22 protein-coding genes are annotated in these 23,831 nt (G+C 62.2%); 8 read left to right on the top strand and 14 right to left on the bottom strand.

Annotation, left to right across the window (positions count from 1 at the left end):
• Nucleotides 1–6 precede the first annotated feature (6 nt).
• The gene (locus ABWK72_RS18890) at nt 7–516 is read left to right on the top strand and encodes a nuclear transport factor 2 family protein (protein ID WP_367871126.1); all 510 of its coding nucleotides are present in this window, start codon (nt 7–9) and stop codon (nt 514–516) included.
• A 30-nt stretch (nt 517–546) separates the two neighbouring features.
• Here the strand turns inward: ABWK72_RS18890 and ABWK72_RS18885 are convergent, their stop codons facing one another.
• The 4 genes from ABWK72_RS18885 to thrC all read right to left on the bottom strand — a co-directional run bounded on the left by ABWK72_RS18885 (nt 547) and on the right by thrC (nt 6,158).
• The gene (locus tag ABWK72_RS18885) at nt 547–1,104 is read right to left on the bottom strand and encodes an ECF-type sigma factor (protein ID WP_367871125.1); all 558 of its coding nucleotides are present in this window, start codon (nt 1,102–1,104) and stop codon (nt 547–549) included.
• Nucleotides 1,105–1,190: 86 nt separating this feature from the next.
• The gene (locus ABWK72_RS18880) at nt 1,191–4,238 is read right to left on the bottom strand and encodes a tetratricopeptide repeat protein (protein WP_367871124.1); all 3,048 of its coding nucleotides are present in this window, start codon (nt 4,236–4,238) and stop codon (nt 1,191–1,193) included.
• 67 nt (nt 4,239–4,305) lie between these two features.
• Complete coding sequence (locus ABWK72_RS18875) at nt 4,306–4,851, bottom strand: ECF-type sigma factor (protein ID WP_367871123.1); 546 nt, start codon at nt 4,849–4,851, stop codon at nt 4,306–4,308.
• An 11-nt stretch (nt 4,852–4,862) separates the two neighbouring features.
• Entirely contained in the window at nt 4,863–6,158 is a 1,296-nt protein-coding gene (thrC, locus tag ABWK72_RS18870; protein ID WP_367871122.1) for a threonine synthase, read from the bottom strand.
• A 151-nt stretch (nt 6,159–6,309) separates the two neighbouring features.
• Here thrC and ABWK72_RS18865 point away from each other — a divergent pair, with 151 nt between their 5' ends.
• The gene (locus tag ABWK72_RS18865; protein WP_367871121.1) at nt 6,310–7,692 is read left to right on the top strand and encodes a hypothetical protein; all 1,383 of its coding nucleotides are present in this window, start codon (nt 6,310–6,312) and stop codon (nt 7,690–7,692) included.
• Nucleotides 7,693–7,824: 132 nt separating this feature from the next.
• Here the strand turns inward: ABWK72_RS18865 and ABWK72_RS18860 are convergent, their stop codons facing one another.
• From ABWK72_RS18860 to ABWK72_RS18850, 3 genes are all read right to left on the bottom strand, one after another.
• A complete protein-coding gene (locus tag ABWK72_RS18860; protein ID WP_367871120.1) occupies nt 7,825–7,995 on the bottom strand; it encodes a type II toxin-antitoxin system HicB family antitoxin in 171 nt (56 codons plus the stop codon).
• Nucleotides 7,996–8,111: 116 nt separating this feature from the next.
• Entirely contained in the window at nt 8,112–8,612 is a 501-nt protein-coding gene (locus tag ABWK72_RS18855) for a hypothetical protein (protein ID WP_367871119.1), read from the bottom strand.
• A 34-nt stretch (nt 8,613–8,646) separates the two neighbouring features.
• Nucleotides 8,647–9,609, bottom strand: a complete 963-nt coding sequence (locus ABWK72_RS18850; protein WP_367871117.1) for a homoserine kinase — start codon at nt 9,607–9,609, stop codon at nt 8,647–8,649.
• A gap of 125 nt (nt 9,610–9,734) precedes the next feature.
• Between ABWK72_RS18850 and purE the strand changes: the two genes are divergently transcribed.
• The 4 genes from purE to ABWK72_RS18830 all read left to right on the top strand — a co-directional run bounded on the left by purE (nt 9,735) and on the right by ABWK72_RS18830 (nt 14,490).
• On the top strand, nt 9,735–10,229 hold the full coding sequence (gene purE, locus ABWK72_RS18845; protein WP_367871116.1) for a 5-(carboxyamino)imidazole ribonucleotide mutase: 495 nt from the start codon (nt 9,735–9,737) through the stop codon (nt 10,227–10,229).
• A 139-nt stretch (nt 10,230–10,368) separates the two neighbouring features.
• A complete protein-coding gene (locus ABWK72_RS18840) occupies nt 10,369–11,526 on the top strand; it encodes a 5-(carboxyamino)imidazole ribonucleotide synthase (protein ID WP_367871115.1) in 1,158 nt (385 codons plus the stop codon).
• A 240-nt stretch (nt 11,527–11,766) separates the two neighbouring features.
• Nucleotides 11,767–13,233, top strand: a complete 1,467-nt coding sequence (locus tag ABWK72_RS18835) for an IS4 family transposase (protein WP_367871114.1) — start codon at nt 11,767–11,769, stop codon at nt 13,231–13,233.
• Nucleotides 13,234–13,923: 690 nt separating this feature from the next.
• Nucleotides 13,924–14,490: a hypothetical protein gene (locus tag ABWK72_RS18830; RefSeq protein ID WP_367871113.1), complete on the top strand. Its 567-nt coding sequence runs from the start codon at nt 13,924–13,926 to the stop codon at nt 14,488–14,490.
• 123 nt (nt 14,491–14,613) lie between these two features.
• On the opposite strand, the gene ABWK72_RS18825 is transcribed toward ABWK72_RS18830, so the two are convergent.
• The 5 genes from ABWK72_RS18825 to ABWK72_RS18805 all read right to left on the bottom strand — a co-directional run bounded on the left by ABWK72_RS18825 (nt 14,614) and on the right by ABWK72_RS18805 (nt 21,002).
• Nucleotides 14,614–15,354, bottom strand: a complete 741-nt coding sequence (locus ABWK72_RS18825) for a hypothetical protein (protein ID WP_367871112.1) — start codon at nt 15,352–15,354, stop codon at nt 14,614–14,616.
• A 3-nt stretch (nt 15,355–15,357) separates the two neighbouring features.
• Nucleotides 15,358–17,904 (bottom strand): glycosyltransferase, encoded by a 2,547-nt coding sequence (locus ABWK72_RS18820; protein ID WP_367871111.1) that lies wholly within the window; start codon nt 17,902–17,904, stop codon nt 15,358–15,360.
• A 73-nt stretch (nt 17,905–17,977) separates the two neighbouring features.
• Nucleotides 17,978–18,958, bottom strand: a complete 981-nt coding sequence (locus ABWK72_RS18815; RefSeq protein ID WP_367871110.1) for a hypothetical protein — start codon at nt 18,956–18,958, stop codon at nt 17,978–17,980.
• Nucleotides 18,959–19,404: 446 nt separating this feature from the next.
• Nucleotides 19,405–20,223, bottom strand: coding sequence for a hypothetical protein (locus tag ABWK72_RS18810; RefSeq protein ID WP_367871109.1), 819 nt, complete (start codon nt 20,221–20,223; stop codon nt 19,405–19,407).
• Nucleotides 20,223–21,002, bottom strand: coding sequence for a hypothetical protein (locus ABWK72_RS18805; protein WP_367871108.1), 780 nt, complete (start codon nt 21,000–21,002; stop codon nt 20,223–20,225). Before ABWK72_RS18805 ends, ABWK72_RS18810 begins: the two co-directional genes overlap by 1 nt.
• A 66-nt stretch (nt 21,003–21,068) precedes the next feature.
• On the opposite strand from ABWK72_RS18805, the gene ABWK72_RS18800 reads away from it, so the two are divergent.
• The gene (locus ABWK72_RS18800; RefSeq protein ID WP_367871107.1) at nt 21,069–22,037 is read left to right on the top strand and encodes a hypothetical protein; all 969 of its coding nucleotides are present in this window, start codon (nt 21,069–21,071) and stop codon (nt 22,035–22,037) included.
• A 15-nt stretch (nt 22,038–22,052) separates the two neighbouring features.
• Entirely contained in the window at nt 22,053–22,853 is an 801-nt protein-coding gene (locus ABWK72_RS18795; RefSeq protein WP_367871106.1) for a hypothetical protein, read from the top strand.
• Between the two features lie 83 nt (nt 22,854–22,936).
• Here ABWK72_RS18795 and ABWK72_RS18790 read toward each other — a convergent pair whose 3' ends face one another.
• Together ABWK72_RS18790 and rpsF are read right to left on the bottom strand one after the other, a co-directional pair.
• On the bottom strand, nt 22,937–23,458 hold the full coding sequence (locus ABWK72_RS18790) for a single-stranded DNA-binding protein (protein ID WP_367871105.1): 522 nt from the start codon (nt 23,456–23,458) through the stop codon (nt 22,937–22,939).
• 71 nt (nt 23,459–23,529) lie between these two features.
• Complete coding sequence (gene rpsF / locus ABWK72_RS18785; RefSeq protein WP_367871104.1) at nt 23,530–23,820, bottom strand: 30S ribosomal protein S6; 291 nt, start codon at nt 23,818–23,820, stop codon at nt 23,530–23,532.
• Between the last annotated feature and the right edge of the window lie 11 nt (nt 23,821–23,831).

The raw sequence follows: 23,831 nt of genomic DNA, 5'->3' as shown, positions 1-23,831 counted from the left end.
CTGAAGATGCACTCTCCCGTCGCAAGACTGACCATCGTCCTGACGCTCGCCATCGCATGGCTCTCGGGAACCACCGCCATGAATGCCGCTGAAACCAAGGGCAGCCCCGAATCGAACCGGCAGCTCGTCCAAGCCGCCTTCACCCGTTGGCGCGCCGGAACGGGCGGCCCCTTCGAGCTGCTTGCCGAGGATGCCACTTGGACCATTGCGGGCAATTCCATTGTCGCGAAGAAGTATCCGACCCGTGACGAGTTTATCGGCACCGTGATCAAGCCCTTCAATGCCCGCCTGACCAAGCCGCTCTTCCCGACCATCCGCAGCTTGCACGCCGACGGCGACACGGTCATCGCGCTCTTCGACGCCGAAGCCACCGCCCTCGACGGCAAGCCCTACCGCAACACCTACGCCTGGTTCATGAAGATGCGCGACGGAAAGATGGTGGAGGTCACCGCCTTCTTCGACGCGATCGCCTTCGACGAATTCTGGAAGCGCGTCCCGGTCCCCACGGACAAGTGAGCCCGGGCGGGAGCTGGCATGACAACATCGCTAGCTCCCCCCCTCCATCTCCCGGAACAGCCATGCTCGGGAAAAATTCCAGTAGTTCTTCACCGTGGACAAGGAGATGGCCAAAAGCTGCCCGATCTCCTCATTGGTCATCCCCACGAAGAAGCGTAGCTTCACCACCTCCGCCTGAATCGGATGTTCCCGTGCGAATTGGTCCAGGGCCTCGTGAAGATCCAGCATCTGCTGGTCGGAGATCGGGGCAATCAATTCATACTCCTCCAAGGCCCCTCTCTCGAGGCCGCCGCCATGTCTCTTGGCCAGCTTGCGGCGGGCACGGTCAATCAAAATATGACGCATCGCCTCCGCCGCCGCCGCGAAGAAGTGCGCGCGATCCTGAAAGCTCGTCTTGTCCGAACCCACCAGCTTGATCCAAGCCTCGTGGACCAAGGCCGTCGGCTGCAGTGTCTGGCCGGGAGCTTGCTGCGCCATCCTGAAAGCCGCCAACCGGCGCAACTCTTCGTAGACCAGCTCGAGCAACTCCTCGGCCGCTTCCGGCTGTCCTTTCTGGACGGAGGCCAATATCACGGTGATTTCGCTCATGGATCAGGTGTGCTTGAAGACTGCAGATGGTAAAACTCGTTTCTGCCATGACAGGCAACCGGCAGGATCCATCGGCCGCGACGCCATCACCGCTCGTCACCACTCCTTCCTTCCCCGTCATCAATCAGGGCACGGGCCTCCTCCAGCAGTTCGCGTACGATGATCCAGTCCCGCCAATCTTGCCCCAGATCTCCCCCTTCGAGCTTGGGCAGCTTCGATCCGAATACGGCGCTGCCTTGCGCGAGAGAGGCACGCGCAAGCTCCGGCTGATTCAAGCGCCGCAAAGCCATGGCCCGGACCGCCAGCGCCCCGACCTCGGCGTGCGGAAGGGAATCCCCGACTTTTTCCGTTAGGGAAATCGCGGCGGCAAATTGCCCTTGGCGGTAATCTGAAAGCGCCTTGCAGACCCGGAAAAGAGGCAACGCATCATAGCCCTCCCCTTCCTTGAGGACGGTCTCCGCCATCCTTGCCACCGGCGTTAGATCCTCCACGGCTGAGGGCCGGATCAGGCAGTCCTTGGCCATCCGGTCCGCGATGAAGATGTCGTTCGGACCGCTGAAGCGCCTGAGGATCTCCACGCAGAGCTTCTGGTAATCCCCGACCCTTCCTTCCGCCACGAGGAGCGGTGCCAACGTGTGATAGTGCTCATGCTTCTCCGGCTCAAGTTCGACGAGGCTCGCCGCGTGCATGGCGGCTTCCCTCCAGCGGCCGGCCCGAGCCAGGAAATCCACCCGCACGTCCAGCACCGGCACACACTTGGGCGATTTCGAGAATTCCGGCGTCAGGATGCTGTCGAGCAGGGCCTCTGCCTCCATGCGTTTCCCTTGGCCGCCGAGCGTGGCGACGAGCCCTTGGAGCGCGGTGGCGACCGTCGGGTTATAGTCGTTCTCCTTGCGGCGGCCATTGCTCATCACCTCGCGATACATGGGCTCCGCCGCCGCCAACTCGCCGGCCTCGCGATGCATGTTCCCGAGTTTGAGGGTCGCGGCGAGCCTCTGGGGATGACCCGGATGGAAGCGCTTCCGATACAAGGCCACGGCCCGGGAGAGAAGATCCTTCGCCTCATCGCGCCTCCCTTGATCGGAAGTTACCGTGGCAAGATTCTGCAAGGCCGTCACCAGGCCCGGGTGATCATCTCCATCCCGCCGCTGCTTCACCTCCAGCACTTCGCGGAATATCTGCTCGGCTTCAGAAAGTTTCTTGGAAGCGTAAATGATGGTTCCCAAATTGTTCAGCGCGCTGGAGATGTCCCGATGATCCGGCTTCATGTTCTGCTGCCGCCATCTAAGAACCTGCCGCATCAGCGGTTCGGCCTCGCCCGGGCGGTCCTGCCGTGAGCGAAGCATGGCGAAGTTCTCCAGCGCCAACACTGACTCCCGCACTTCCCCGGTCCCGAGGCCCCGCCACAGGTCGAGCGATAACTGCAATTGGCGCTCGGCCTCTTCGTGGCGGCCTTGCCGGAGCAGGACGTAGCCCAGCAGGTTCGCGGCAATGGCGAGGCCGCGACGATCCGGAGGCGAAGCCGCCTGACGGAGTTCCAGCGCCCTCCGCAGCATCCGCTCAGCCGACTGCAAATCGCCGATCTCGCGATAGGAATTCCCGAGCACCAACCGCAGCACGGACTCCACCTCCGGTTGATTGGCCAGATCCACGCTGATGTCCTGATCGGTTCGAGCCAGGAGCTCCCGCAGGATCGCGGTGTCCCGCCCCATCGCCACCGATGGTGAGACGCTCGCAAGCATCTCGCCCAGAAAACTGCTCACCTCCGTGCTCTTCGCCGCTTCCACTTGGGCGCTGCGCTTTTCGATCTCCGCCTGCCGGTGAGCCGCCTGCTCCTTCGCGAACAGGGAGGACATGACCGCCAAGCTGCCGGCCAGCAGGACGACAATCGCCGCGGAACTCCCCATCAAAAGCCGGTTGCGGGAAATCAACTTGCCGAGCCGGTAACCCGCGCTCGGTGGTCGGGCAATGACCGGCTCATCGTCCAAGTGACGCTGCACATCCGCTGCCAGTGCGTTGGCCGTCGGATAGCGCCGCGCACGATCCTTCTCCAAGGCTTTCATGACGATCCAGTCGAGATCCCCGCGGATGAGCCGGATCAGCCGCGGAGGCTCCGTCTGCCTGCCCCGTGCCGCTCCGGCCAGTTCCGCAGCCTGCATGCTCTTCAAGCGGGAGGATGGCCGGATCGGCTCCTTGCTCAAAATATCCCTGCGTACTTCCTCCAGCCCCGCCTCGAACAAATCCCGCACTTCGAAGGGCGTCTCGCCGGTCAACAGTTCGTAGAGCAGCACGCCGAGACTGTAGATATCGGTGCGGGTATCCACGTCCGCGCTCTTGAGGGCCGCCTGCTCCGGACTCATGTATGCCGGCGTTCCGATCAACATCTCGAAAGCCGTGAAGCAAGTCTTGTCCGTCAGACGCTGGCCCGTCGTGGCCTTCGCGATCCCGAAATCGATCACCTTCGGCAGAGGCCTGCCTTCACCGCCTGTGCCGACCAGAATGTTCGAAGGCTTGATGTCGCGATGGATGATCCCCTTCTGATGCGCATGCTGGACCGCGTGGCACACCTGCACGAAGAGTTCCAGGCGCGCCCGCGTGCCCAGCAAATGGCGGTCGCAGTAGTCGGTAATCTTGGTCCCGCGCACCAGTTCCATCACGAAGTAGGGCCGACCCGCGGCCGTCGCTCCGGCGTCAAGCACTTGGGCGATGTGGGGATGCTCCATCAGAGCCAGTGCCTGCCGCTCGGACTCGAATTGCGCGATCACACTGCGCGTATCCATGCCCGGCTTGACGATCTTCAGCGCGACCTGTCTCCGCACCGGTTCCTCCTGCTCCGCCAGGAAGACCACACCGCAGCCACCCTCCCCGATCTGCTCGATCAATTTGTAGTTGCCCACGCGGTCTCCCGGCCCCTCGCCCGCCGACGCCTTCGGAGCCTCTCCCGCGTGGAGGAAGATCACCGGCTCAACCAAAAATCCCCTGGCACTTTCATGCGCCCGCAACAAGCCCTCCACCCGTTGCCACAGCTCGACCTCGGAAGCACAGACCCGCTTCAGGTAGGCAGCACGCTCCGGAACCTCCAGCTTGAGCGCCTCGTTGAAAATCTGGATGACCGGATCAGGGGAGTGGCTCATCGCATTCATGGCCATTTCCTAGATTCCCGGGCCAAAAACAAACCGAAACGGCAATAATCCGGCGAAGTCACCCCCCATCCCGGACCGCCCGGAACAACCACACCCGTGCCAGCTCCCAATGCCGCCGCACCGTCTTCTCGTTGAGCTCAAGCAACGCCGCAATCTCCTCATGGCCCAGCCCGACAAAGAACCTCATCTTCACGATCTTCGCCTTCAACGGATCTTGCGCCTCCAGTTCGTCCAGCACCTCGTGGACCTGGAGAAGCTTCTCATCCTGCGGCAAGTCATGAACCTCCTCGTCCAAAAGCGTGCGATCCCCCGCCCGCTTCTGCGCTGCCCGGCGGCGCGCATTCTCCACCAGAATCCGCCGCATCGCCTCCGATGCCGCGCCGAAGAAATGTCGCCGGCTCGCCCAGTCTCCCGCCCCGCCGGCCAAGCGCAGATACGCCTCATTCACCAGCGCCGTCGGTTGCAAGGTATGGTCCGACCGCTCGCCCGCCATCTTGCCCGCCGCCATGCGCCGCAGTTCCGCGTAGATCGACGCCATCAATTGCTCCGACCCGGACTCGTCCCCGGACGCCATCGCATTGAGCACCCGGGTGAGATCTTCCATGCCCGGCGATCTTACCCGGCCAGCCAGGCTTTGAAAGCCGCTTCATCCGCCGGCAGCCGCCCGGCCACCTTCTCCCGATCCGCCAGGATCGCCAGCCGCTCCGGAATCTCGACACTCCCCTTCCCGATCTCCTCCTCCATCACATCCAGGAATTTCGAGGGATGCGCGGTCTCCAACGTGATCGTCGAATTCCCCGGATTCACCGCCCGCCACTTCCGCGCCGCCAGCCAGCCGACCGCCCCGTGCGGATCGATCTCGTAATCGAAGAGCGACTTCACCTCGCGGATCGCCGCGCGCGTCTGGCCGTCGGTAAAGGCCATGCCTTCGATCTTCCCGCGCATGCCTTCCCACGAATTTCCAAACAGCGCCTGCATCCGCGCGAAATTCGAGGGCGCACCGACGTCCATCGCATTCGAGATCGTCGCGATGCTCGGACGCGGCTGGTAGTCGCCGCTCTTCAGATAGGCCGGCACCACGTCGTTGGCATTCGTCGCCGCCAGGAACTTCTTCACCGGCAGCCCGAGCTGCATGGCCAGCAAGCCGGCGGTGATGTTCCCGAAATTCCCCGATGGAACCACGAACACCGGCTGCACTCCCTCCGGAAGCTGCCGGGCACTATGGATGTAGTAGAAGCTCTGCGGGACCAAGCGGGAAAGATTGATCGAATTCGCCGAGGTCAGATTGAGCCGCTCGGCCAGTTCGCGGTCCAGGAAGGCGGACTTCACCAGCCGCTGGCAGTCGTCGAAGGTCCCGTCGATCTCGATCGCCGTGATGTTCTCCCCCAGCGTCGTCAGCTGCTTCTCCTGCAAACCCGACACCTTGCCCTGCGGATACAGGATGATCACCCGCGTCCCCGGCACCTTGTGGAAGGCCGAAGCGACCGCACCGCCGGTATCCCCCGATGTCGCTACCAGCACCGTCAGCTCGCGATTGTCGCCGCGCACCAGCCACGCCATCAGCCGCGCCATGAAGCGCGCGCCGAAATCCTTGAAAGCAAGCGTCGGTCCATGGAAGAGCTCCAGGATGTGATCACCCGGCGCCAGCGTCACCAGCGGCGCATCGAAGGCCAGCGTGCCCTCCACAATTTCCTTCAGATCCGCGGCCGGCACGTCCTCTTGGAAAAACGCCTGCGCCACCGCATAGCCGATCTCCTGGAAAGTCAGCTCCCGCCAGATCGCCCAAAATTCCGGCCCCAGCACCGGCAGCGCGTCCGGCATGTAGAGCCCGTTGTCCGGCGGCAGAGAGCGCAGGATCGCTTCCTTGAGATCGACCCGGTGTGCGGGGTTGTTGGTGGAATGGTAGAGCATTGGTCCGGTGTCGGATAGGGCTCCCGCGGCGCGAAGCCGCGGGGATTCCGAAACCTGCGGGTGCGGGAGTCGATGACAAAAGCAGTCAATCGTCCCTCCGCACCGCGCAGTTTTCTGAAGCCCCTACGACGGAATGGTGTATTAACTCAGGATGCGAACCATCCTCCGCACCGCCGTCCTCGCATTCTGCCTCGCCACCGTCACAGCCGAAGCCTTCGAACAACAACCGGTGGCCGCCGCGATCATCGGGCGTTTTGCAAAAGGACCGGTGGGCTCGCCGGTCCAGGTGAGCTTGGGAGAATTCAGGGATCTCTACGGCACCGCAACCCCGACCGATTGGCCCGCCGAACTCCAAGCGCGGCGCTATTTTGCACAGGGAGTGCTGAAATTGAACGTGATCCGGGTCAATCCCGACGGTCCGCTCTCCACCGCCCTCTTCGGCGATCCGGCGGCGATGACCGGACTTTACGCCCTCCCCTTGGTGCGGGATTTCGGCATCCTCCTATGTCCGGAGATCACCCTCCTCCCGACCGCGGAGATCAAGCCCGCATTGGCGATCTGGAAGGCCGAACTGTCGAAGCGGCGCGCCATGATGATCATCGATCCGCCCCCCGGCATGACCACCCCCACCCTGATGGCCCAATGGGTGACCCAGAATATCCCACCCGGCTCCAAGGAACTCGTCCTCTACTATCCCTACCTGACCGCCAGCATCAACGGAACCCCCGCCACCTTCGGAGCCAGCGGCCAGATGGCGGCGGCATGGCTGACCAATGACATCGAGCCCGACCAATGGATCTGGGGCGCGCCAGCCGGAAATCAGCTCCCCCTCGTCGCAACCAGCATGTCACCGGTGTTGAACAACAACACCAGCACCATCGTCACCGACGTCTACGTCTGCGTGATCCGGCAATTCACCACCGGCGGCCCGATCATCCCATACTCAGCCCGGCACCTCGACGGAGGAAATCCGGAGAACCGCTACATCCCCATCCAGCGGACCACGGACTGGATCAAAACCAACATCGAGCGCATGGGAACGCTCTCCGACAACCGTTTGAACGACAGCACCCTGTGGACGGAGCTGGTCACCACGGCCCAGACCTTCCTCCAATACGTCGATCAAAACGGCGGCTTCCCCGGCAACACTCCGGCGGAGTCCTTCTACGTGCGCTGCAGCCTCGGCCAGACGATGACCCAAGCGGACATCAATGCCCACGTTGTGAAAATGGAGGTCGGCATCGCCCTCCTCCAACCCTCGGAGTTCACCATCCTTCAGTTCCAATGGAACACCCGCAACCCGGCCCGGCCGCTGGAAGCGCCACAGCTCCTCATGCGTGAGGGATTCACGGGAAAGCAGATCTTCTACAAAACTCCTCCCGGCGCGACCTACACCCTCACCTCATCCCCCACCCTCGGCGGCTGGACCCAATATGCCGCCCCGCTTCCCGGTGACGACACCTGGCGAAAAGCCGCATTCGTTCCGGAGCCCGGAAAGAAGTTCTTCCGCGTCGAGCAGACGCCGCTGCCGTGATTTCACTGCCGGGAGCCGGAGCTTCCAGAGCCTCGAAGAGGCGGCAGGGAGATAGCGCGGGGTAAACAACGCGCAACCCCGGGTCATAGCCCGCCACATCATGTCCCCCTGCAAGGGGGGCCGGGAGACGGCTCACACCGGAACGTCGCCATCTTCCAAGCAAAGGGCGATCGCCTCCCTGATACGGACATCCAATTCGTCGAAGGAGCGCGCTTGGGTGTAGCAACCATGTAGCGAGGGAACGCTCGCCACAAGCCAGCCTTCCGCATCCCGTTCGATCACGACGTTGAATTTCCGCTTCATGCAATTCGACTCTAGCGCGTTTTCCGCCACTTGGCACCTCTCGGTTCTAACTTCTTATACCACACTGCTTCCTTCAAATCGAACCCGCACCGCTGACAACGGCAGACATCACACGCTCAGAAAAGGATCGGCGTGATCGTGGGCGAAAGCGTCACCTTCGCCTCCCTCTTCAGGATCACCTTCCCGGTGTCCTCTTCATAGACTTCCCAATCATGGGTCATGTCCCGTCCCAGCGCCGTGGGGTCGGTCTTCGCGACGAAGCGGTAGATCTTCCCTTGGCGCGCCTCGAAGTCCAGCTGCCCGTAAGACGTGTAGGGAGGTTTGCCTGAGTGAACCCGGATCGAACACGGACCCGGATTCAAGACGAGGCCCAGGTTGCCGAGATCGGAAAGGGCCGTGCCATGAACCCCGCGGCTCTGGGACCCGCCCTGGGCCACGCTGGTTTGCACCGAGGCAAACCTCGCCGGGCGATCCATCGGATCCGGCCACTTCGGCCGCAGGATCGCATAACTCCGCAGTGTCTCGTCGTCTCCAGCGTCGCGGGTCACGCTTTTGGCAGCGTTCGGGACGCAGGATGCGAAGAAAGGCACCAAGGCGAGGATGAAGAGGAATTTCATATTGTTCTGATTCTAGACCGTTTCCTGGCACTTCTCACTTGGAACTTTTCTCCTCCACCACGTGCACTCCGTGGGGATTGATCTTCGAAACGTAAACCTGATTCCCCAGCGGGATCGACGAGAAGACTTTCGAGATCGCCTCTCCGACCTTCCGCGCAATCTCCTCGCCCTCGCAGAGCGCGAAAACACTCGGCCCCGCACCCGAAATCGAAAACCCCAGCGCACCCGCACCCAGCGCAGCCCGCTTCGCCCGGTAGAATTCCGGGATCAGCTTCTGCCGCCGCGGCTCGGCGATCACATCGTGGATCGAGCGCGAGATCAGGCCGTAATCTTCCTGGATGATGCCGCACAGCAATCCACCGAGATTGCCGATCTGCTGCGTCGCATTCACCAGCGGAATGTCCTTCGGGAGAATCTCACGCGCCACCTTCGTCAGAATCTCGATGTCCGGGTGAACCACCGCGGCCCAGAGATTCTTCGGCGCGGGCAATTGCGCCACGTCGAGCTCGTCATTCGAGCGGATGAAAACGATCCCGCCCAGCAGGCAGGGCCCCACGTTGTCCGCGTGCCAGGCACCGTCCGCCGAGGCCTCCCCGGCCATCGCGAAGGGCAGTAGCTGCTTCTTCGAAAGCGGCTCGCCGATCAACCGGTTCACCGCGAAGGCACCCGCCACCGCCGAAGCCGCGGACGAGCCGAGCCCCGAACCGAAAGGCATCTTCTTGTGAATCTCCATCTGGATCCCGCGATCCGTCATCCCCAAGTGCCGCAGCAGGTCCAGCGCCGCCACCCCGGCCGTATTCTTCTCCGGATTCTTGGGCAGCTTCCCGTCGTCCCCGGTAATCGCGGTAATGTGCAGGCCGGGCTTGTCGCAATGACGGACAACGATCTCGTCCCCGGGCGCGTCAATGGCGAACCCGAGCACGTCGTAGCCGCAAGCGACATTGGCGACCGTGGCGGGTGCGAAAACGCGGACTTCCTGGATGGCTTCCTTCAGCATGAGCGCCGGGAGCAAAGGACCCAAGACCGCAAGACTCAAGACTCAAGAGCGGGTTCTGCGGCATCCCGCCCCTCCGGGAATTCAAGTCTTGCGTCTTGAGTCTTGCCGTCTTGAGTCTCTCGGCCATGTCAGCGCCGCTTGTCGGAATCATCATGGGCAGCACCTCGGATTGGCCGACCATGGAGCATGCCGCCCGGACCCTGAAGGACTTCGGGGTCACCTGGGAAGCGGAAGTCGTCAGCGCCCACCGCACCCCCGACAAGCTCTTCTCCTACGCCACCGAAGCCCGCGGCCGCGGCCTGAAATGCATCATCGCCGGGGCCGGCGGTGCCGCCCACCTCCCCGGCATGACCGCCGCCATCACCAATCTCCCCGTCCTCGGCGTCCCGGTCGAGTCCCACGCCCTCAAGGGCATGGACTCCCTGCTCTCCATCGTCCAGATGCCTGGCGGCATCCCCACCGCCACCTTCGCCATCGGCAAGGCCGGCGCCATCAACGCCGCCCTCTTCGCGGTAGCGATGCTCGCCAACAACGACCCCGCCCTCCTCGAAAAGCTCCAGGCCTTCCGCCAAAAGCAAAACGACACCGTCAAGTCCGCCCAACTCCCCCCCCTCGGCTAACAAGGAGAGGGTGCGTCTCGCGCCCCCCATTCTCTTCCACTGATCACCGCTCACTGATCACTCGGCACCTGCCCTCCCGTCTTTTTTCCGTGTATTCCGTGTATTCCGTGGTTCTCCTTCGCGCCCCTCAATCGAGCCCGTGAAAAACGCGTCTCCTGTCATCCCGCCCGGCTCCGTCCTCGGCATCCTCGGTGGCGGCCAGCTTGGCCGCATGTTCTGCATGGAAGCCCGCCGCATGGGCTACCGCACCCTCGTCTGGACCGGCGGCCTCGAAGCCCCCGCCATCGTCGTCGCGGACGAATCCATCGACGCACCCTTCGACTCCCCCGAAGCGCTGGAAACCTTCGTCACCAAGGCCGCCGTCGCCACCGTCGAATTCGAGAACATCCCGCGCGAAACGCTCGAGGCCGTCGCCGCCCGGATCCAGCTTCACCCCTCCCCGAATGCCGTCGCCATCTGCCAGCACCGCGAGCGGGAAAAAGCCTTCCTCAAGGCCAATGGCATCCCCTGCGCCCCCTTCGCCGTCGTCGCCTCCGCCGAGGAATTGGCCGCCGCGATCCAGCAGATCGGCACCCCCGCCGTCCTGAAAACCGCCGCCTTCGGCTACGATGGCAAGGGCCAGCTCAAGCTGGAAGGCGGAGAAGACCCCGCCGAGGTCTGGACCTCCTTCGCCACCGAGCGCGCCGTGCTGGAAGCCTTCATCCCCTTCGAAATGGAGCTCTCCGTCATGGTCGCCCGCTCGGCCGATGGCTCGATGGCCGTCTACGATCCCGCCGAGAACCGTCACCGCCACCACATCCTCGACCTCTCCATCGTCCCCGGCCGCGTCAGCCCCGCCGTCGCCGCGGAGGCCAAGGTCATCGCCTGCGAAGTCGCCGAAGCCCTCGACTACCGCGGCATCATGGGCGTCGAATTCTTCTACCTCTCGAATGGCTCGCTGCTGGTCAACGAGATGGCCCCCCGCCCCCACAACTCCGGCCACCACACCCTCGACGCCTGCGCCACCTCGCAATTCGAGCAGCAGGTCCGCGTCATCTGCGGCCTCCCCGCCGGCTCCACCCGCCTCCTCTCCCCCGTCGTCATGCTCAATCTCCTCGGCGACATGTGGCCCGGCGAAACCGAGCCCCCCGACTGGACCCCCCTCTTCGCCGACAGCTCCGCCTTCCTCCACCTCTACGGCAAGCGCCGCGCCATGGGCCGCCGCAAAATGGGCCACGCCAACTTCCTAGGCTCCGACACCGACGAGGCCCTAAGGCGCGCCCAATCCATCAAGACCGCCCTCCTCCGGCACGGCTAGAAAAGGTGGTCCGCACAACCGGAGCGCAGCGGAGATAGCCCCGCACTTCGTTTTCAAAAACGGGGCAATCCCTGTGCGGCCGAACGGTCCCAAACTGCCCCCGGAAACCCGCGGGCTCATCTCCCCCCGCGGCCCCGCCGCCCTGGAGTGCGGAGACTCGTCCTGCCCGTTACCCACAACTTTTCGAGGTCGTACTTAAATCGCGCTGGTACTAAACGACTGTTTACATCAGCTTCGCGGATGGACCTCGATTCTTCCGACCTCAATCCTCCCGACCCGCAAGCCGCCCTCTCCTGGGCTGGAACCGAATTTGCAACCTTGGATTGCGGCGACCCTCGCCGCAGCCGACGCTTTGTGCGTGTGGCCTCCGACTTCGCACGAAATCCCACCGCCCCGGTTCCCGCCGCTTGCGGCGACTGGTCCGGCACCAAGGCCTGCTACCGGCTCTTCGACCAGCCCGAGGTCAACTGCGGGGCGATCCTCGCCGCCCACCGCGCCGCGATGCTGGATCGGCTGCGGGCTGGGGACGAGGGAACCGCGCTGCTGGTCTTGCAGGACACCACCGCGCTCAATTACGACAACCATCGTAGCAAGGAAGGCCTGGGCCCCACCGCCGGCCATGGCAAGGATCGCTCCCCCGGCCTTTTCGTCCACGGCCAGCTCGTGGTCGGCACGGACGGCGCGGTCCACGGCCTCGCCTCGGCCCTTGTCTACGCCCGGCAACCCCGCGGTGCCGGCGAGCCCGCCGGCAAGCGCAACCGCCAGCCCTTGGAAGAAAAGGAAAGCCACCGCTGGGTCGGCGGCTGGCACGAGGCGCAGCGGCTGTGGGAAGACCTCGGCGGCACGCGCGCGGTGCTGTCGGTCGCCGACCGCGAGGCCGACATCTACGAACTGCTCGCCGCCTGCCAGCAAACCCGCGCGCAACGCGGCGGCGGAGCCGGATTGCTGGTGCGCAGCCAGCACGACCGCAAGCTTGAGGACGGCGGCACGCCGTTGTGGCAGACCCCCGCCGCGCTGCCGGTGACGGCCACCCTCGTGGTCGACCTGCCGCGAGGAAAGCAAGGGCTCAAGGCGCGCAAGGCCACCCTCGCGGTGCGGGCCGGGCGGGTCCGTCTGGCGGTGCCCGCCAACAAGAAGAAACACCTCGGGCTGTCGGAAAGCCTGGAACTGTGGGCGCTGGAAGTCCGGGAGATCGACCCGCCGCCGGGCGTGGAGCCGGTGTGCTGGCAGTTGCTGACGACCGAACCCGTCGCGGACGCCGGCGACGCCGCGCGGCTGGTCGGCTGGTATGCCCTGCGCTGGCGGATCGAGGACTTCCACCGCGTGCTCAAGACCGGCTGCCGGGTGGAAAGCCGGCAGGTGCGCGCGGCGGAGAAGCTCAAGGCCTTCATCGCGCTGGACATGGTCGTAGCGGTGCACCTGCTGTCCCTGGTTTGGCAGGCGCGGATCAGCCCGGGGCTCCCCGTGGAAGGCTGGCTGGAGCGCGACGAATGGGAGGTGCTCCCGGTGCACGCGGCGGGCGGCGGGCCGCCGCCGGAACGGCCGCCGGCGACCGGCGAAGCGGTGCGGATGATCGCGAGGCTGGGCGGATTCCTTGGCAGGAAGAGCGACGGGGAACCCGGCCCCGAAGTGCTGTGGCGGGGCCTCGCAAAGCTGCGGACCCTCGCGCAGGCGTGGCGAGTCTTTAAAATGAAAAGTTGTGGGTAACGGGCAGGACTCGTCACCGCCTTCGGCAGGCAGCTCGCTGCCGTGAAGAACGGGAGAATGCCGCAAACCTCATCGCCGCCCTCTCAAGCCCGCGAAGGATAGACCGGCCCCCGGCACCGGAAGCGGACATCCCAAGGAGGGGGCCCCCTGCCTATCCCCCAAATACCGGTCCCCCTCCCAGCGCCGGAGCTGCGTCGGAAAGGTGGTCCGCACAACCGGAGCGCAGCGGAGAGAGCCCCGCACTTCGTTTTCAAAAACGGGGCAATCCCCTGTGCGGTGAATGGTCCCTCCCTGCCGACCCACCGTCCGACCCGCACGGTCCCCTCCCAGCGCCGGAGGCGCGTCGGATAACCCAGCACCCGCATCCCGCCCCGGAGGGCCGGCGGAAGTACCCTCCTCACCCTACGAATCCCCGATTCCGCCTCTCCACCGCGCAGCCTCAAGGAGAGGGTGCGTCTCGCGCCCCAATCTCATCTTCCTGCCTTCCCCTTTCAAACTTGGACGTTCGATGTTCGATGTTCGCCTTTCCGCCTTCCCCCCGCGCCCCTCTCCGCGACCTCCGCGCCTCCGCGTTTCGTTCGCTCCTTCAATCACCCAACCCTCTGAATCCCAAAACCCAATCCCTCAATCGCCCAATTTCCGTTCCACCCAACAAGTTGCCCCCACCCCCAAACCATGCCACATTCCCAAATGCTCCCATTCCGCACCATCATCCCCTGCCTCCTCATCTGCTCCGCCTTCGCCACCCAGGCAGCCCCCCTCCGCTTCCCCTCGCCAAAAGGAGACCTCGTCCTCCTCGTCGACCGAAACCCCGACAAGGCCGACACCATCCGCCTCGAAGGCCCCTCCGGAAAACTCTTCCTCACCCTGGCCGTCGAAGACGACCTGAAGACCGGCCAAATCAAGGAAGGCAGCGTCCTCTGGAGCCCCGCCGGCGATGCCGCCGCCTTCGCCGTCGGAAATGACCAGAAATTCGAAGCCTGGGCCTTCGTCCGCGCCACCGAAGGCTGGAAATACCTCAAACTCCCCAAGCCCGCCGACGCTGAAAAAGGCACCCTCACCAGCTACCAGTCCATCCCCTCCAAGTGGCAAGGCGACCGCCTCACCCTCAACATCACCGCCGCCTCACCCACCGCCAAACCCGACGCCCCCGCCCTCAGCGGATCCCTGGTCGTCGCCATCGATGTCGAAGGCGGTTCCGCCAAAAAGGTCGAAGAGACCATCGCAACCCCAGCACCGGTAAAAGAAGCCCAGTGACCGGCATCACTCTTCAGGCCCACAGGCCCGTCACCATACCAGCATGGGGCGCGAGCCCCATGTAGGGCGCAGACAGGCAACGCGGGCTGAAAGCCCACCCTTCTCCGGGAGCATCAGGGAGCCTCATCCCAATTGCTGATCCAGCGGAAAAACAGACCCATCCGCCCTTACTCGCCGGAATGGAAACTCAATCATTCGAACTTCCATCCGCCGCCACTTCAGCCACCGCTTCAAAACCCACTCGGGATTCCTGCGGCCCGGACTTAACAGCCAGCCTTCCACGAATGCGCTGCGCCTTGCATAGATCTCCATGGCCAGCGGCGATCCGAAAGCAAACCGATCATTCAGCCCGCCCCAGCCGTGAAACGATGGGACGAACACTGTCCATTCGGGCGTCGGATCCGGCACCACCACTCCACGGGTGAACTGGAGATCGGCCCGGCTAAGGACCACCACATCCGCCTCGTAGCCGCTCATGGCAAAACGGTCGAAGACTCTCTCCGCCGAGTGGACCGCCAGCACCAGATTTCGCAGCGAAGCATCCGCCCCGGCTCCCGTGACTCCATGGTGCCTCATCGGATTGTCCGCAAACGCGTCGCTCCAATCGATCGTCCGCACGAATTCTTCCTCGTCGTCGGCTTCACCCTCCGACTCCGGAAGCCAACGATTGATTTCTCCGACATCCATCGCCGGGCCGGATTCGCCGGCTCGCGGGTTGTCCAAATAGGGAAGCCGCCACGTGTGATGGAAGACTCGCAGTTCCCCGCGTGCCGCCAGAGGGTCCAGCAGGCACTCGCGGATCGACCCTATCACATGCCGGAGGCTCCGCTGCACCAGACCGTGGAAAAGAACCGCCGTCTTCACTTCTCAGCGGTTGGGCGGTTGGACGATTCCCTGGACGATATCCGAACGGGACTTGCCCTGATACGCGGGCATCGGCACGACGCAGTAAGTCTGCAACCAAGCATGGGACCGCTGCATGAAGAGGTCCCACTCGCAGTCGGCATTCTCGAGCTCCGGCAGCAGCCGCTTCGCCGAGGCGCGGTTCCACAAGATCGCATTGCAGTAGCGCGCGCCACCCAGCCGCACCAGATGGGGAGAGTAGGGCAGGTTTTTATCCCGGCTGGATGCGGAGAAATAGACCAGATCCCAGTCCTCCGGCAGTTCGCGCAATGCGCGCCCGATGATCCGGGGCGCGTCCGGCTTCCAGAGGCAATCGTCCTGACAGATCAGCGCGGTATTCGCCCGGCTATCGAGGAAGTTTTTCAAGGCATTGATCCCGGCCCTCTTGCAACCCACGGCACCGGGAATGTACTCCCCGCGGAGATTTTCGGCCGACCCATAGGCCTCCATGCCCTTCATTTCTTCCCAGCGGATCTCGGCCGGATCGGGCCTTACGCCCTCCACAACTTCAAACTCCAGATCCTGCGGCTGCCAGTTTCTGCGGAGGATTTCCCGCCGGTCCTCGCGTTCCGGCAGAGAGATGACGTAGATTTTTTCCGCAATTCCTTGAAGGGTTGGGATGGCACATGCGGGATGAAAATCCGGCAGCGAATCCCCGATGAGCGAGACGCACGCCTCCGTCTGGTACTCGACCCGCATCCCGCCGGTTTCCAACCATCGGGACAAAATCACGCCTTTCTCCTTCTCGTCCATCCCGTCGAGCACCACCCTTCCGCCTGCTTTCAGATAGCGTCGCAGGGCCGGTGCACCACCTCTCACCGCTTTCGCAAGAGTTCCGGTCGGACAGGTCACGAACAAAAGGTCCACCGGCTCGAAGTCGATCCCGCGGCAGTCATACCACGGCAAGGTTCCGTCGAGCGGCGCATGCCGCAACTCCACATGGCGGTACCCGCGCAGGTTGCCGCGGCAGGAGACGAACCACGCGGCGTGGTGCTCAAGCGAAACGATCTGCGATTCTGGAAAGCACTCCGCCAGCACGGCAGTTCCTTGCCCGCTACCCAGTTCAAGAATCGACCAGGACCGGCCGGCATCACCCACTTCTTCCGCGAGGCGGTTTAAAAACGCCTCCGAAGTCTCTGAGATCTGCCATGGCCACTCGACGGTTTCCGCTGCTTGAGCGGCGGCGGAAGCGGCGGGCAACGGATCTAGGCCCTCGGCTGCTTCTCCGAGCTTCAAATACACATCCTCACCCGCTCCCGCGGCCAGAACCGGCAGGTCACCCCGGTATTCAAGCACGCGGGGGGCGGGACCGCCGCCGGGCCACTGGATCGACTGGAGCCTCGTCTCGTGCCAATAACCGAGGCTCCGCAGGCGGCGCACCTCGCCCTCGTCGACGGGCCCCCTCAGCGCGACATACTCCGGCAGGGGAGTCACCGATTCCAACCATTCGCCAGGACGCGTGCCGGAGCCGAAACGAACGATCTCCACCGGGAAATCGCGCTGTTCGAGCAAGGTCCGGAAGCGGGCCGGACCGCCATTCCCCAGGATTACGTCCGGATGCGGCTCGTCTCTCTCGTCCAAGCGCGGCTCGCCGCCCGAGAACCTCTCTCCGAAAACCTCCACCCGCCAGCCCCGCCGGGCCAAGGCACGCACGCCGGTGCCGTCCTCCGGTTCTACCTCGATCGCCACGGGCTTCTCCCAAATGCCGGCCCGCAGGTGTTCCCACGAGGTCCTCTCGCTCTCCCAGAGATCGGACCGCCAGACTTTCGTGCCGCGCTGCCATGGCTTGGAGCCGCCCGTCCAGTGAATGATCCCCTCCGGAATGCCGTTCAGGAACGGGATGCCGCCAACCTCCGCCCGCCCGCTGCGGGGAATGACCGCGGACGCCAGACCATCCCATTGGGGAACGATGTTCCATCGCTTGCTTACGCCTTTCGTCCGCCCGCCGCAAGCTGCGGTAAGCGAGAGCTGCTCGTCCTGGCCGATGGCAGCATGCGCTTCGAGTAGCTTGTCCCAGATCCCCTCGCTCCGCATCGCGGCCAGATTCATCATCGGCCCCATAAAGAAGTAGGGATGACTCTCCGCGTGCTTCCACCCTTCGGGCAAGCCCCCCCGCTGTTTCATCTGCACGCCCAAAGTGTTGCCGGGGCCGAAGAGCCGGCCCATGAGCAAATTCCCCTCGAAGTTCTCCGCGAAATAGGGGGCGAGATCGCAGAGGGCAATCATGTCGTGATCCATGATCAGGCAACGCTCCCAATCCACCCCGTCCCGGATGATCCGCAGCCGGTCGAAGACCGCCTGAGGCACATGACCGGGATAGCGTCCGGTCACTTCCTCCTCGGCCGGAAAGAACTCGACCTTCAGAGCGCCGCTCTCGAAGGACTCCGGCAAGTAACCCCGGCACCAGCAGCGCACCTGCACCGGCTGCTCGGTGCGGCGGAGAATGCTGGCAATCAGCGTCGCGGAATTGCCGTGCCCTTTGGCATCGGAAGAAATGGCGATTCGAATCATTGAAATTGAGGCCTAACAGCGGCGGGTTTCATGAAGGGTCATTGCCTCTGCGGCGGGCACCCGTCATGCCTTGTCATTTCTTCTCACCACGCATCTCCTTCCACGCCGCATCCGCGGTCTTGGGATCGGTCTTCATCCACAGGCGGTGTACTTCGTGCATGGCTTCCTCGCGCCGCTTCTTGTCGGCCACGGCCATCGCCACCGGCCACGCTTGAGCCGGATCGCCGGCGGCGAGCTGCTTGGACTGGCTTGCCATCGCAATGTCCCGATGGTCTCCTGGCGCAAGGCCCTGCACCCAAGCCGCTGCCGCGGTCGCATCGATCTGCATCCATTGCTCCACCACCGGCCCGAGTTGATCGGCATGCACCAGCTTGGTATTTCCTAGAATGTAGTCGCCCGCCTCCTGCGGTGCCGATGCCGCCCATGCCCCGAGAAGCGCCCGCCGCGAAGTCTTGGCCAGAGCTTGACTGTCCGGGGGAACCATCGCGGAGATCGAAACGAAATCGGATCCAGCCGGAACCGCCGCCATCACGTATTTCATCGCCGTGAAGTCTACCTTGGCTGGCTTCGTCGCCAGAAACCCCTTAACCGCCCCGGATGGATCCTGCTTGGCCATCTCAGAAAAATACCCGCCCAGCAACCGCGATTGGGAATGGATACTCTCAAACGAATCGAGATAGGCCTTGAATCCGGGTCCTTGAAAAGTCTGGCCCGCCGTGAAGCTCATCGATTCCTGGAGTTTCGCAACCTCCAAGTCTACCAGCCACTCCCGCGCTGCTTCTCCTCGCTCCGGCGAGGAGAAGAGCTCCCTCAGACCCTCCGAAAGCACCCACTCTCTCAGATCTCCCTGACCCTCCGCTTCAAGAAACTCGAGAAATTTCAGCAACAGGTCGTGGCCGCCCAGATGTACCACCGCATCGCGCGCGATTTGCTGCCGCACATCCAACAAGACTTGGCCCTTCAGGCTGCCTTCTGCTTCGTCCCACCGCTTGTACAGGGACAGCAAGACGTCCGCCTTTTCGGCGGCCTTGGACTCGCGGGCCTTACGGAGCATTGCCGACCGTTCGGCAATGCTTCCTTTTAACCTGCCGGGCTGGCCATCCCCAGCCAGTTCTCCTGATCCGCCTTTCGTTTCTCCAGAATTATTGACCGTCCATACCAGTGCCATCACCAAGATGGCAACTCCTGCCGCAGTCCATCTCGCTGGAGCGTAAAACCATCGCCTCATACCATGTGCAAATTCTCTCCTAAGGGCACATGCTTGGAAAGGTCGCAAAAGCGCTTGTTCATCCAGCGCAGGCAGGGCCGCAAGGAATATATTATACCATCATGAATAATATTAACAGCCATCTAGTTGCTTGCTTGAAGTCGTGAAAACAGAAATTCTTTGAACTCATCACCAATCTTTTATTCTCGGAAACTCTTCCGGGAACCGATCTTGGCATTCGAAACACGCAGCCAACCACTGAACCTACTGATCAAACTTTTTGATTCCACTTTCTATGGAGGATTGACGAAATCGTTCAACAAACCATCGAAAACCGAGTTAAAATCAGAAAGATATGTTGTACTCCTTCCGATCGGTCGCGAAGAGGCAGGGTCTAATTTAATAATTTCCACTCGCACGGACTGGGTCGGCTCCTCATTTGGAGTTTTTTCCAATAAATTAATAATTGTTCTTGAATAACCATAGTTAAAGTATGCCCCTACAACCGAAAACCCGCTCATGAGGCGCTTGCGCTTTTCCACGCCTATCGATTGATCAACTTTATCAATAAAATTCCGGAATTCCGATTCCCCTTGACCTGAGAAGTCATCTATAATGAAGGACGCGGAGACTCCATTTGGAAGATCGTTGTTGGCTGACATAGACGTCAGAATCAACTCCTTCATTTTCGCACGATGTGAATCTACGATCTTTTGTATTTCGTTTGCCTCGTAGCTCGACAACCCGGCTTCAACGATACTTTCCAAAGTGAGTTTGCCATCGAAAGAGAATGTAGAAAATTTTTCGGTATTATAGCTACTATCTCGAAAATCTGCCAACGGCCCCAACCGCTTTATAGACGTCTCTTTTTGCCATTCGCTAATTTGATTTCGACTGGGATCGGGCGCTTCTCGGATTGTCTTCTGCAACGGGCCTATCGACTTGGGTCGAAAATCACGGGATTTGCCCTTTTGAGAATGAGAAGTGATATACGAAAACGACTCATCTTTATTTGCATCTCCGAATTTAAGCCGAAAGATCAGGGCAAGCACAGCAATGGAACTGACAGCGATCAGAAACGTCAGGGTCTTGCGTGTGGCTGATACAATCATTATACTGTTTCCGGCATGATTTGCAAAACAAGCTCCAACTCCTCTTCAATATTCCATTTTCCCGCCGAAGTAGGAAGGGGGTTATGTATGAATTTCTCGATCTCCAACTTACCTGTGCACCGGAGAATCTTAGTCTTGAACCAAGTCTCAGGCGGCGCGGTTGGATCATCCCTTAAGGCTATTAAACTCACATCCATATGGTAGGCAATTGTACCGTCCGGAATGCTCCAAGTTGCTGAGCCAACCGCGGGAGCAGGAGAGGTATCGTCGTTGACGGCGGAGAAATCTTCTGCGTATTCATCGGCTTTTTCCCCCTCAAGATATACTTCTCCGGTAGAGATGTTTTGACCTCCACCGAATCCTTGCGCTTTACAACGCACTTTAACCTTTGTGTAGCTAGAACCTGCAATGGGTTCGATCCATGCAGCCAATCGCAACGTGACTGCGGGGACGCCGGCTCCTACAACAACCGGAAAATCTAACTTACTATACCCATCGAGAAAAGCAGTATCTGCGGCTGGCGCGCCTACAATAACATATTTTTCTCGTAGGGTAGTATCTACTTCAGTAGTTTCGACAGTGGTATCCCAACCTCCAGTCTCTCCACCTGTGGTATCCCAACTTGTCGTATCCCAAGAGTTGTTACCGCCTCCGCCGCCTCCCTGAGCCCGGATGAGTCCAGCGAGGATGGTCGGCTGCGCGGCGATGATGGAAGCGGCGAGGGACTTTTTCACAAAGTCCCGGCGGGAATCGGAAGGAAGGGAGGAGTTGGAATCCATGGTGGCTGGGTACTGTTTCTGTTAACAGCATTGACATGGCGGGAGCGGGTATGACAAGCCATTTCCGTGAGTTGGACCGATATTTTTCCACTGCTGGATGATAGCATGATCGAGGCCTTCGAGGCCGGGGTTACCACCGCGGAACGCGAGGAGTTCGCCGAGTGGTTCGAGGTCAAGGAGATCCACCGCCCAGATGGAAAGGGGAACGATGCTCACGAAAGCCCCGAGAAACACGTAGTAAGCGTCACGCTTTTTTGGAAACACGTGAACGGCGGCGACCCCGATTTGCCGGTCCCCACCCGAGACCTCTTGATCGATGCGCGGCGGCTGGGGCTCGTGAAACGCTTCTCGCCCTGGGATTGTTATATCGACCCGATCTTCCTCTATGGTCCCGATGCAATGAAGCGGCACCCCGAAGCGAGCTTCCGCATCTATCTGGCGGCGGATCTTGATTTCTTGATCCCGGAACTGATCGGGGCCGGTTGGGAGGTCCATCTCATGAGGAGCCCCTCGATCCGCTATTGCCCGGGGGGCTTCTGGCGCTTCCTCGCCTTGGAGGAAGCCGGTACCCTCGTCACGGTGATCGATAGCGACCGAATCGGCCAGGTGAGCGGGGACATCGAGCGCACGGAGCTAATGAATCGGCTCGGTCTCTCGCTGTGGCGGGTGCCGGGCTACTACAATGCCGACACCAGCAAGGAGGTCCGCTACCGGCCGATTCTCGGTGGTCATTTCGGCGCGCGCGGGGGCTCGATCCCGGTGAGAAAGCTGATCGAAACCTTCATCTGGCATTGGCGGCACGGCTCGCTGCCCCTGACCGCGAACATCCCCGGTTACGGCGAACGCCCGATGAAGTTCGCCAACTGGCCGGACTACGGCTTCGACGAGTGGTTCCAACTCGCCGCGATGTACCCGCATCTGGCTCCCGGAGGGACTCTGAGTTTCATCCCGGTGGACGCCCGCTCGATGTTGCTGCCAGTCGATATCGAATACGCGACCTGGGCGAATCCAAAGAGCGAAACCGTGTATTTCTAAAATCGCCGGACGACGATGGATGCCAAGCGCGCCGCCGCCGCCCGGGCGGAGTTTGCCAACAAAATTCCCCTCGCCGGCAATGCTCCCTGCATCACCTGCGTCAGTCCCGGCGAGGGCGCGGGATCGATGGCGATGCGCTATGTCTCCGTGATGACAGCCTCCTGCGTCTATCAGCGCACCTATATCCACACACCTTTCCGCAATGTCGGGCATCGCCCCCGCGGGTACGATCCACAGGCGTGGGACCGGGAATGGGAGACCTTCTTCAACTTAGGCCTGGACGAAATCCAAGATCAACCCGCCAAGGCCTACCGGTGGTGTTACCGGGAAGTAACGGGCCGCGAGATGGGCCTGATCGATTGGATCTTCCGGGACAAGTATCACGATAACCCCAAGCCCCCGGCGTCCTGGTTTTCGCCGGACGAATGGAACGTGGCGATCCATGTCCGCCGCGGCGATGCCTTGGAGGCGCGGCACCAGGCAAGGGTCACCCGGAATCCCGATGTGGAACGGTTTCTCCGCGGGATCTTGCCAAAATGTACCAATCCCGAGAACAAACCGGTCAGAATCCACCTCATGTCGGAGGGAAGCCGCACGGACTTCGATCTCGCCGAAAGACTCGAGGTGCCCTGCGAACTGCATCTGGACGAATGCCCTTTCATGACCTTCCACCATCTCGTGATGGCGGACACGCTGATCACCGCCAAGAGCACTTTCAGCTATTTTGCCGGTATTCTCAATCCGGGGCAGGTCTTCTACGAGCCGTTCTGGCATGAACCCCTGCCGAGATGGATCGAGCTTGAGGTCGGCTCCTAGCCCACCCCAAGGCGCTCGTGAGGCGAGACCGGGTCCATGGAAGACCAAACGAAAAAGCCGGGCACCAGCCCGGCCTTTCCAAATCAGAACGGAATATCGTCCTCTTCATCCCGGTAATCCCCGGGCTCGGCGGCCGAACCGCCCTGCGGCGGGCCGGAGCGCTGGCCACCACCGTTGCCGCCGCCGCCCTGATAGCCGGGCTCGGCGCTGCTGCCGCGCTGCGTGGAGCCGCCACCGCCGCCGCCACCCTGAGGCGGCGTCGCCCCGCCCTTGCCGTCCGGCAGGAACTGGAGCACCTCGGCGACGACCTTGAGCTTGCTGCGCTTCTGGCCGGACTGCTTGTCCTCCCAGGTGTCCATCTGCAGGCGGCCTTCGATGAAGACGCCGCGGCCCTTGGTCAGGTACTTCTGCGCGTTCTCCGCGTTCGTGCCCCAGACGGTCACGTCCACGAAGGTCACCTCGTCCGACCAATTGCCATTGCCATCGGAAACCCGGCGGTTCACCGCCAGGCCGAGGTCTCCGACCGCGGTCCCCTTCGGCGTGTAACGCACCTCGGGATCCCGCGTCAGGTTGCCGAGGAGCATGACTTTATTGAGATTGGCCATCGCGGGTCAGACTAGAAAGACGGAAGACGACATGCAAGTGCAGTTCCAATGAACAGCAAACTTCGCGGAAATCAAGCGACCCGTTGGAAGTGCTGCAAGTGCACGTGGCCGTTCAGCTTGAGCTTCTCCTGGATGCGCACGATCGCATCCGGCTCGGCCTTGAAGAAGTAGTTCACGTAGTGACCGCTCTCCAGGTGGCGCGAGTTGTAAGCGAACTTGCGGCGGCCGATCTGCTGGACCTCGTCCAGCTTCGCACCTTCGGATTCGATCTCCTTGCCGACCGCGCTGACGAGTTCGTCGACGCTGCCTTCGGTGGTCTTGGTATTGAGGATAATCAGTCCTTCGTATTTCCTGCTGCTCATCTGTATGGGAG

Origin of the sequence: Luteolibacter sp. Populi, from assembly GCF_040801775.1 — a bacterium.
Taxonomy (GTDB): domain Bacteria; phylum Verrucomicrobiota; class Verrucomicrobiia; order Verrucomicrobiales; family Akkermansiaceae; genus Haloferula.
The sequence above is the reverse complement of the archived record's forward strand: the minus strand, read 5'-3'. Positions and strand labels throughout refer to the sequence as shown.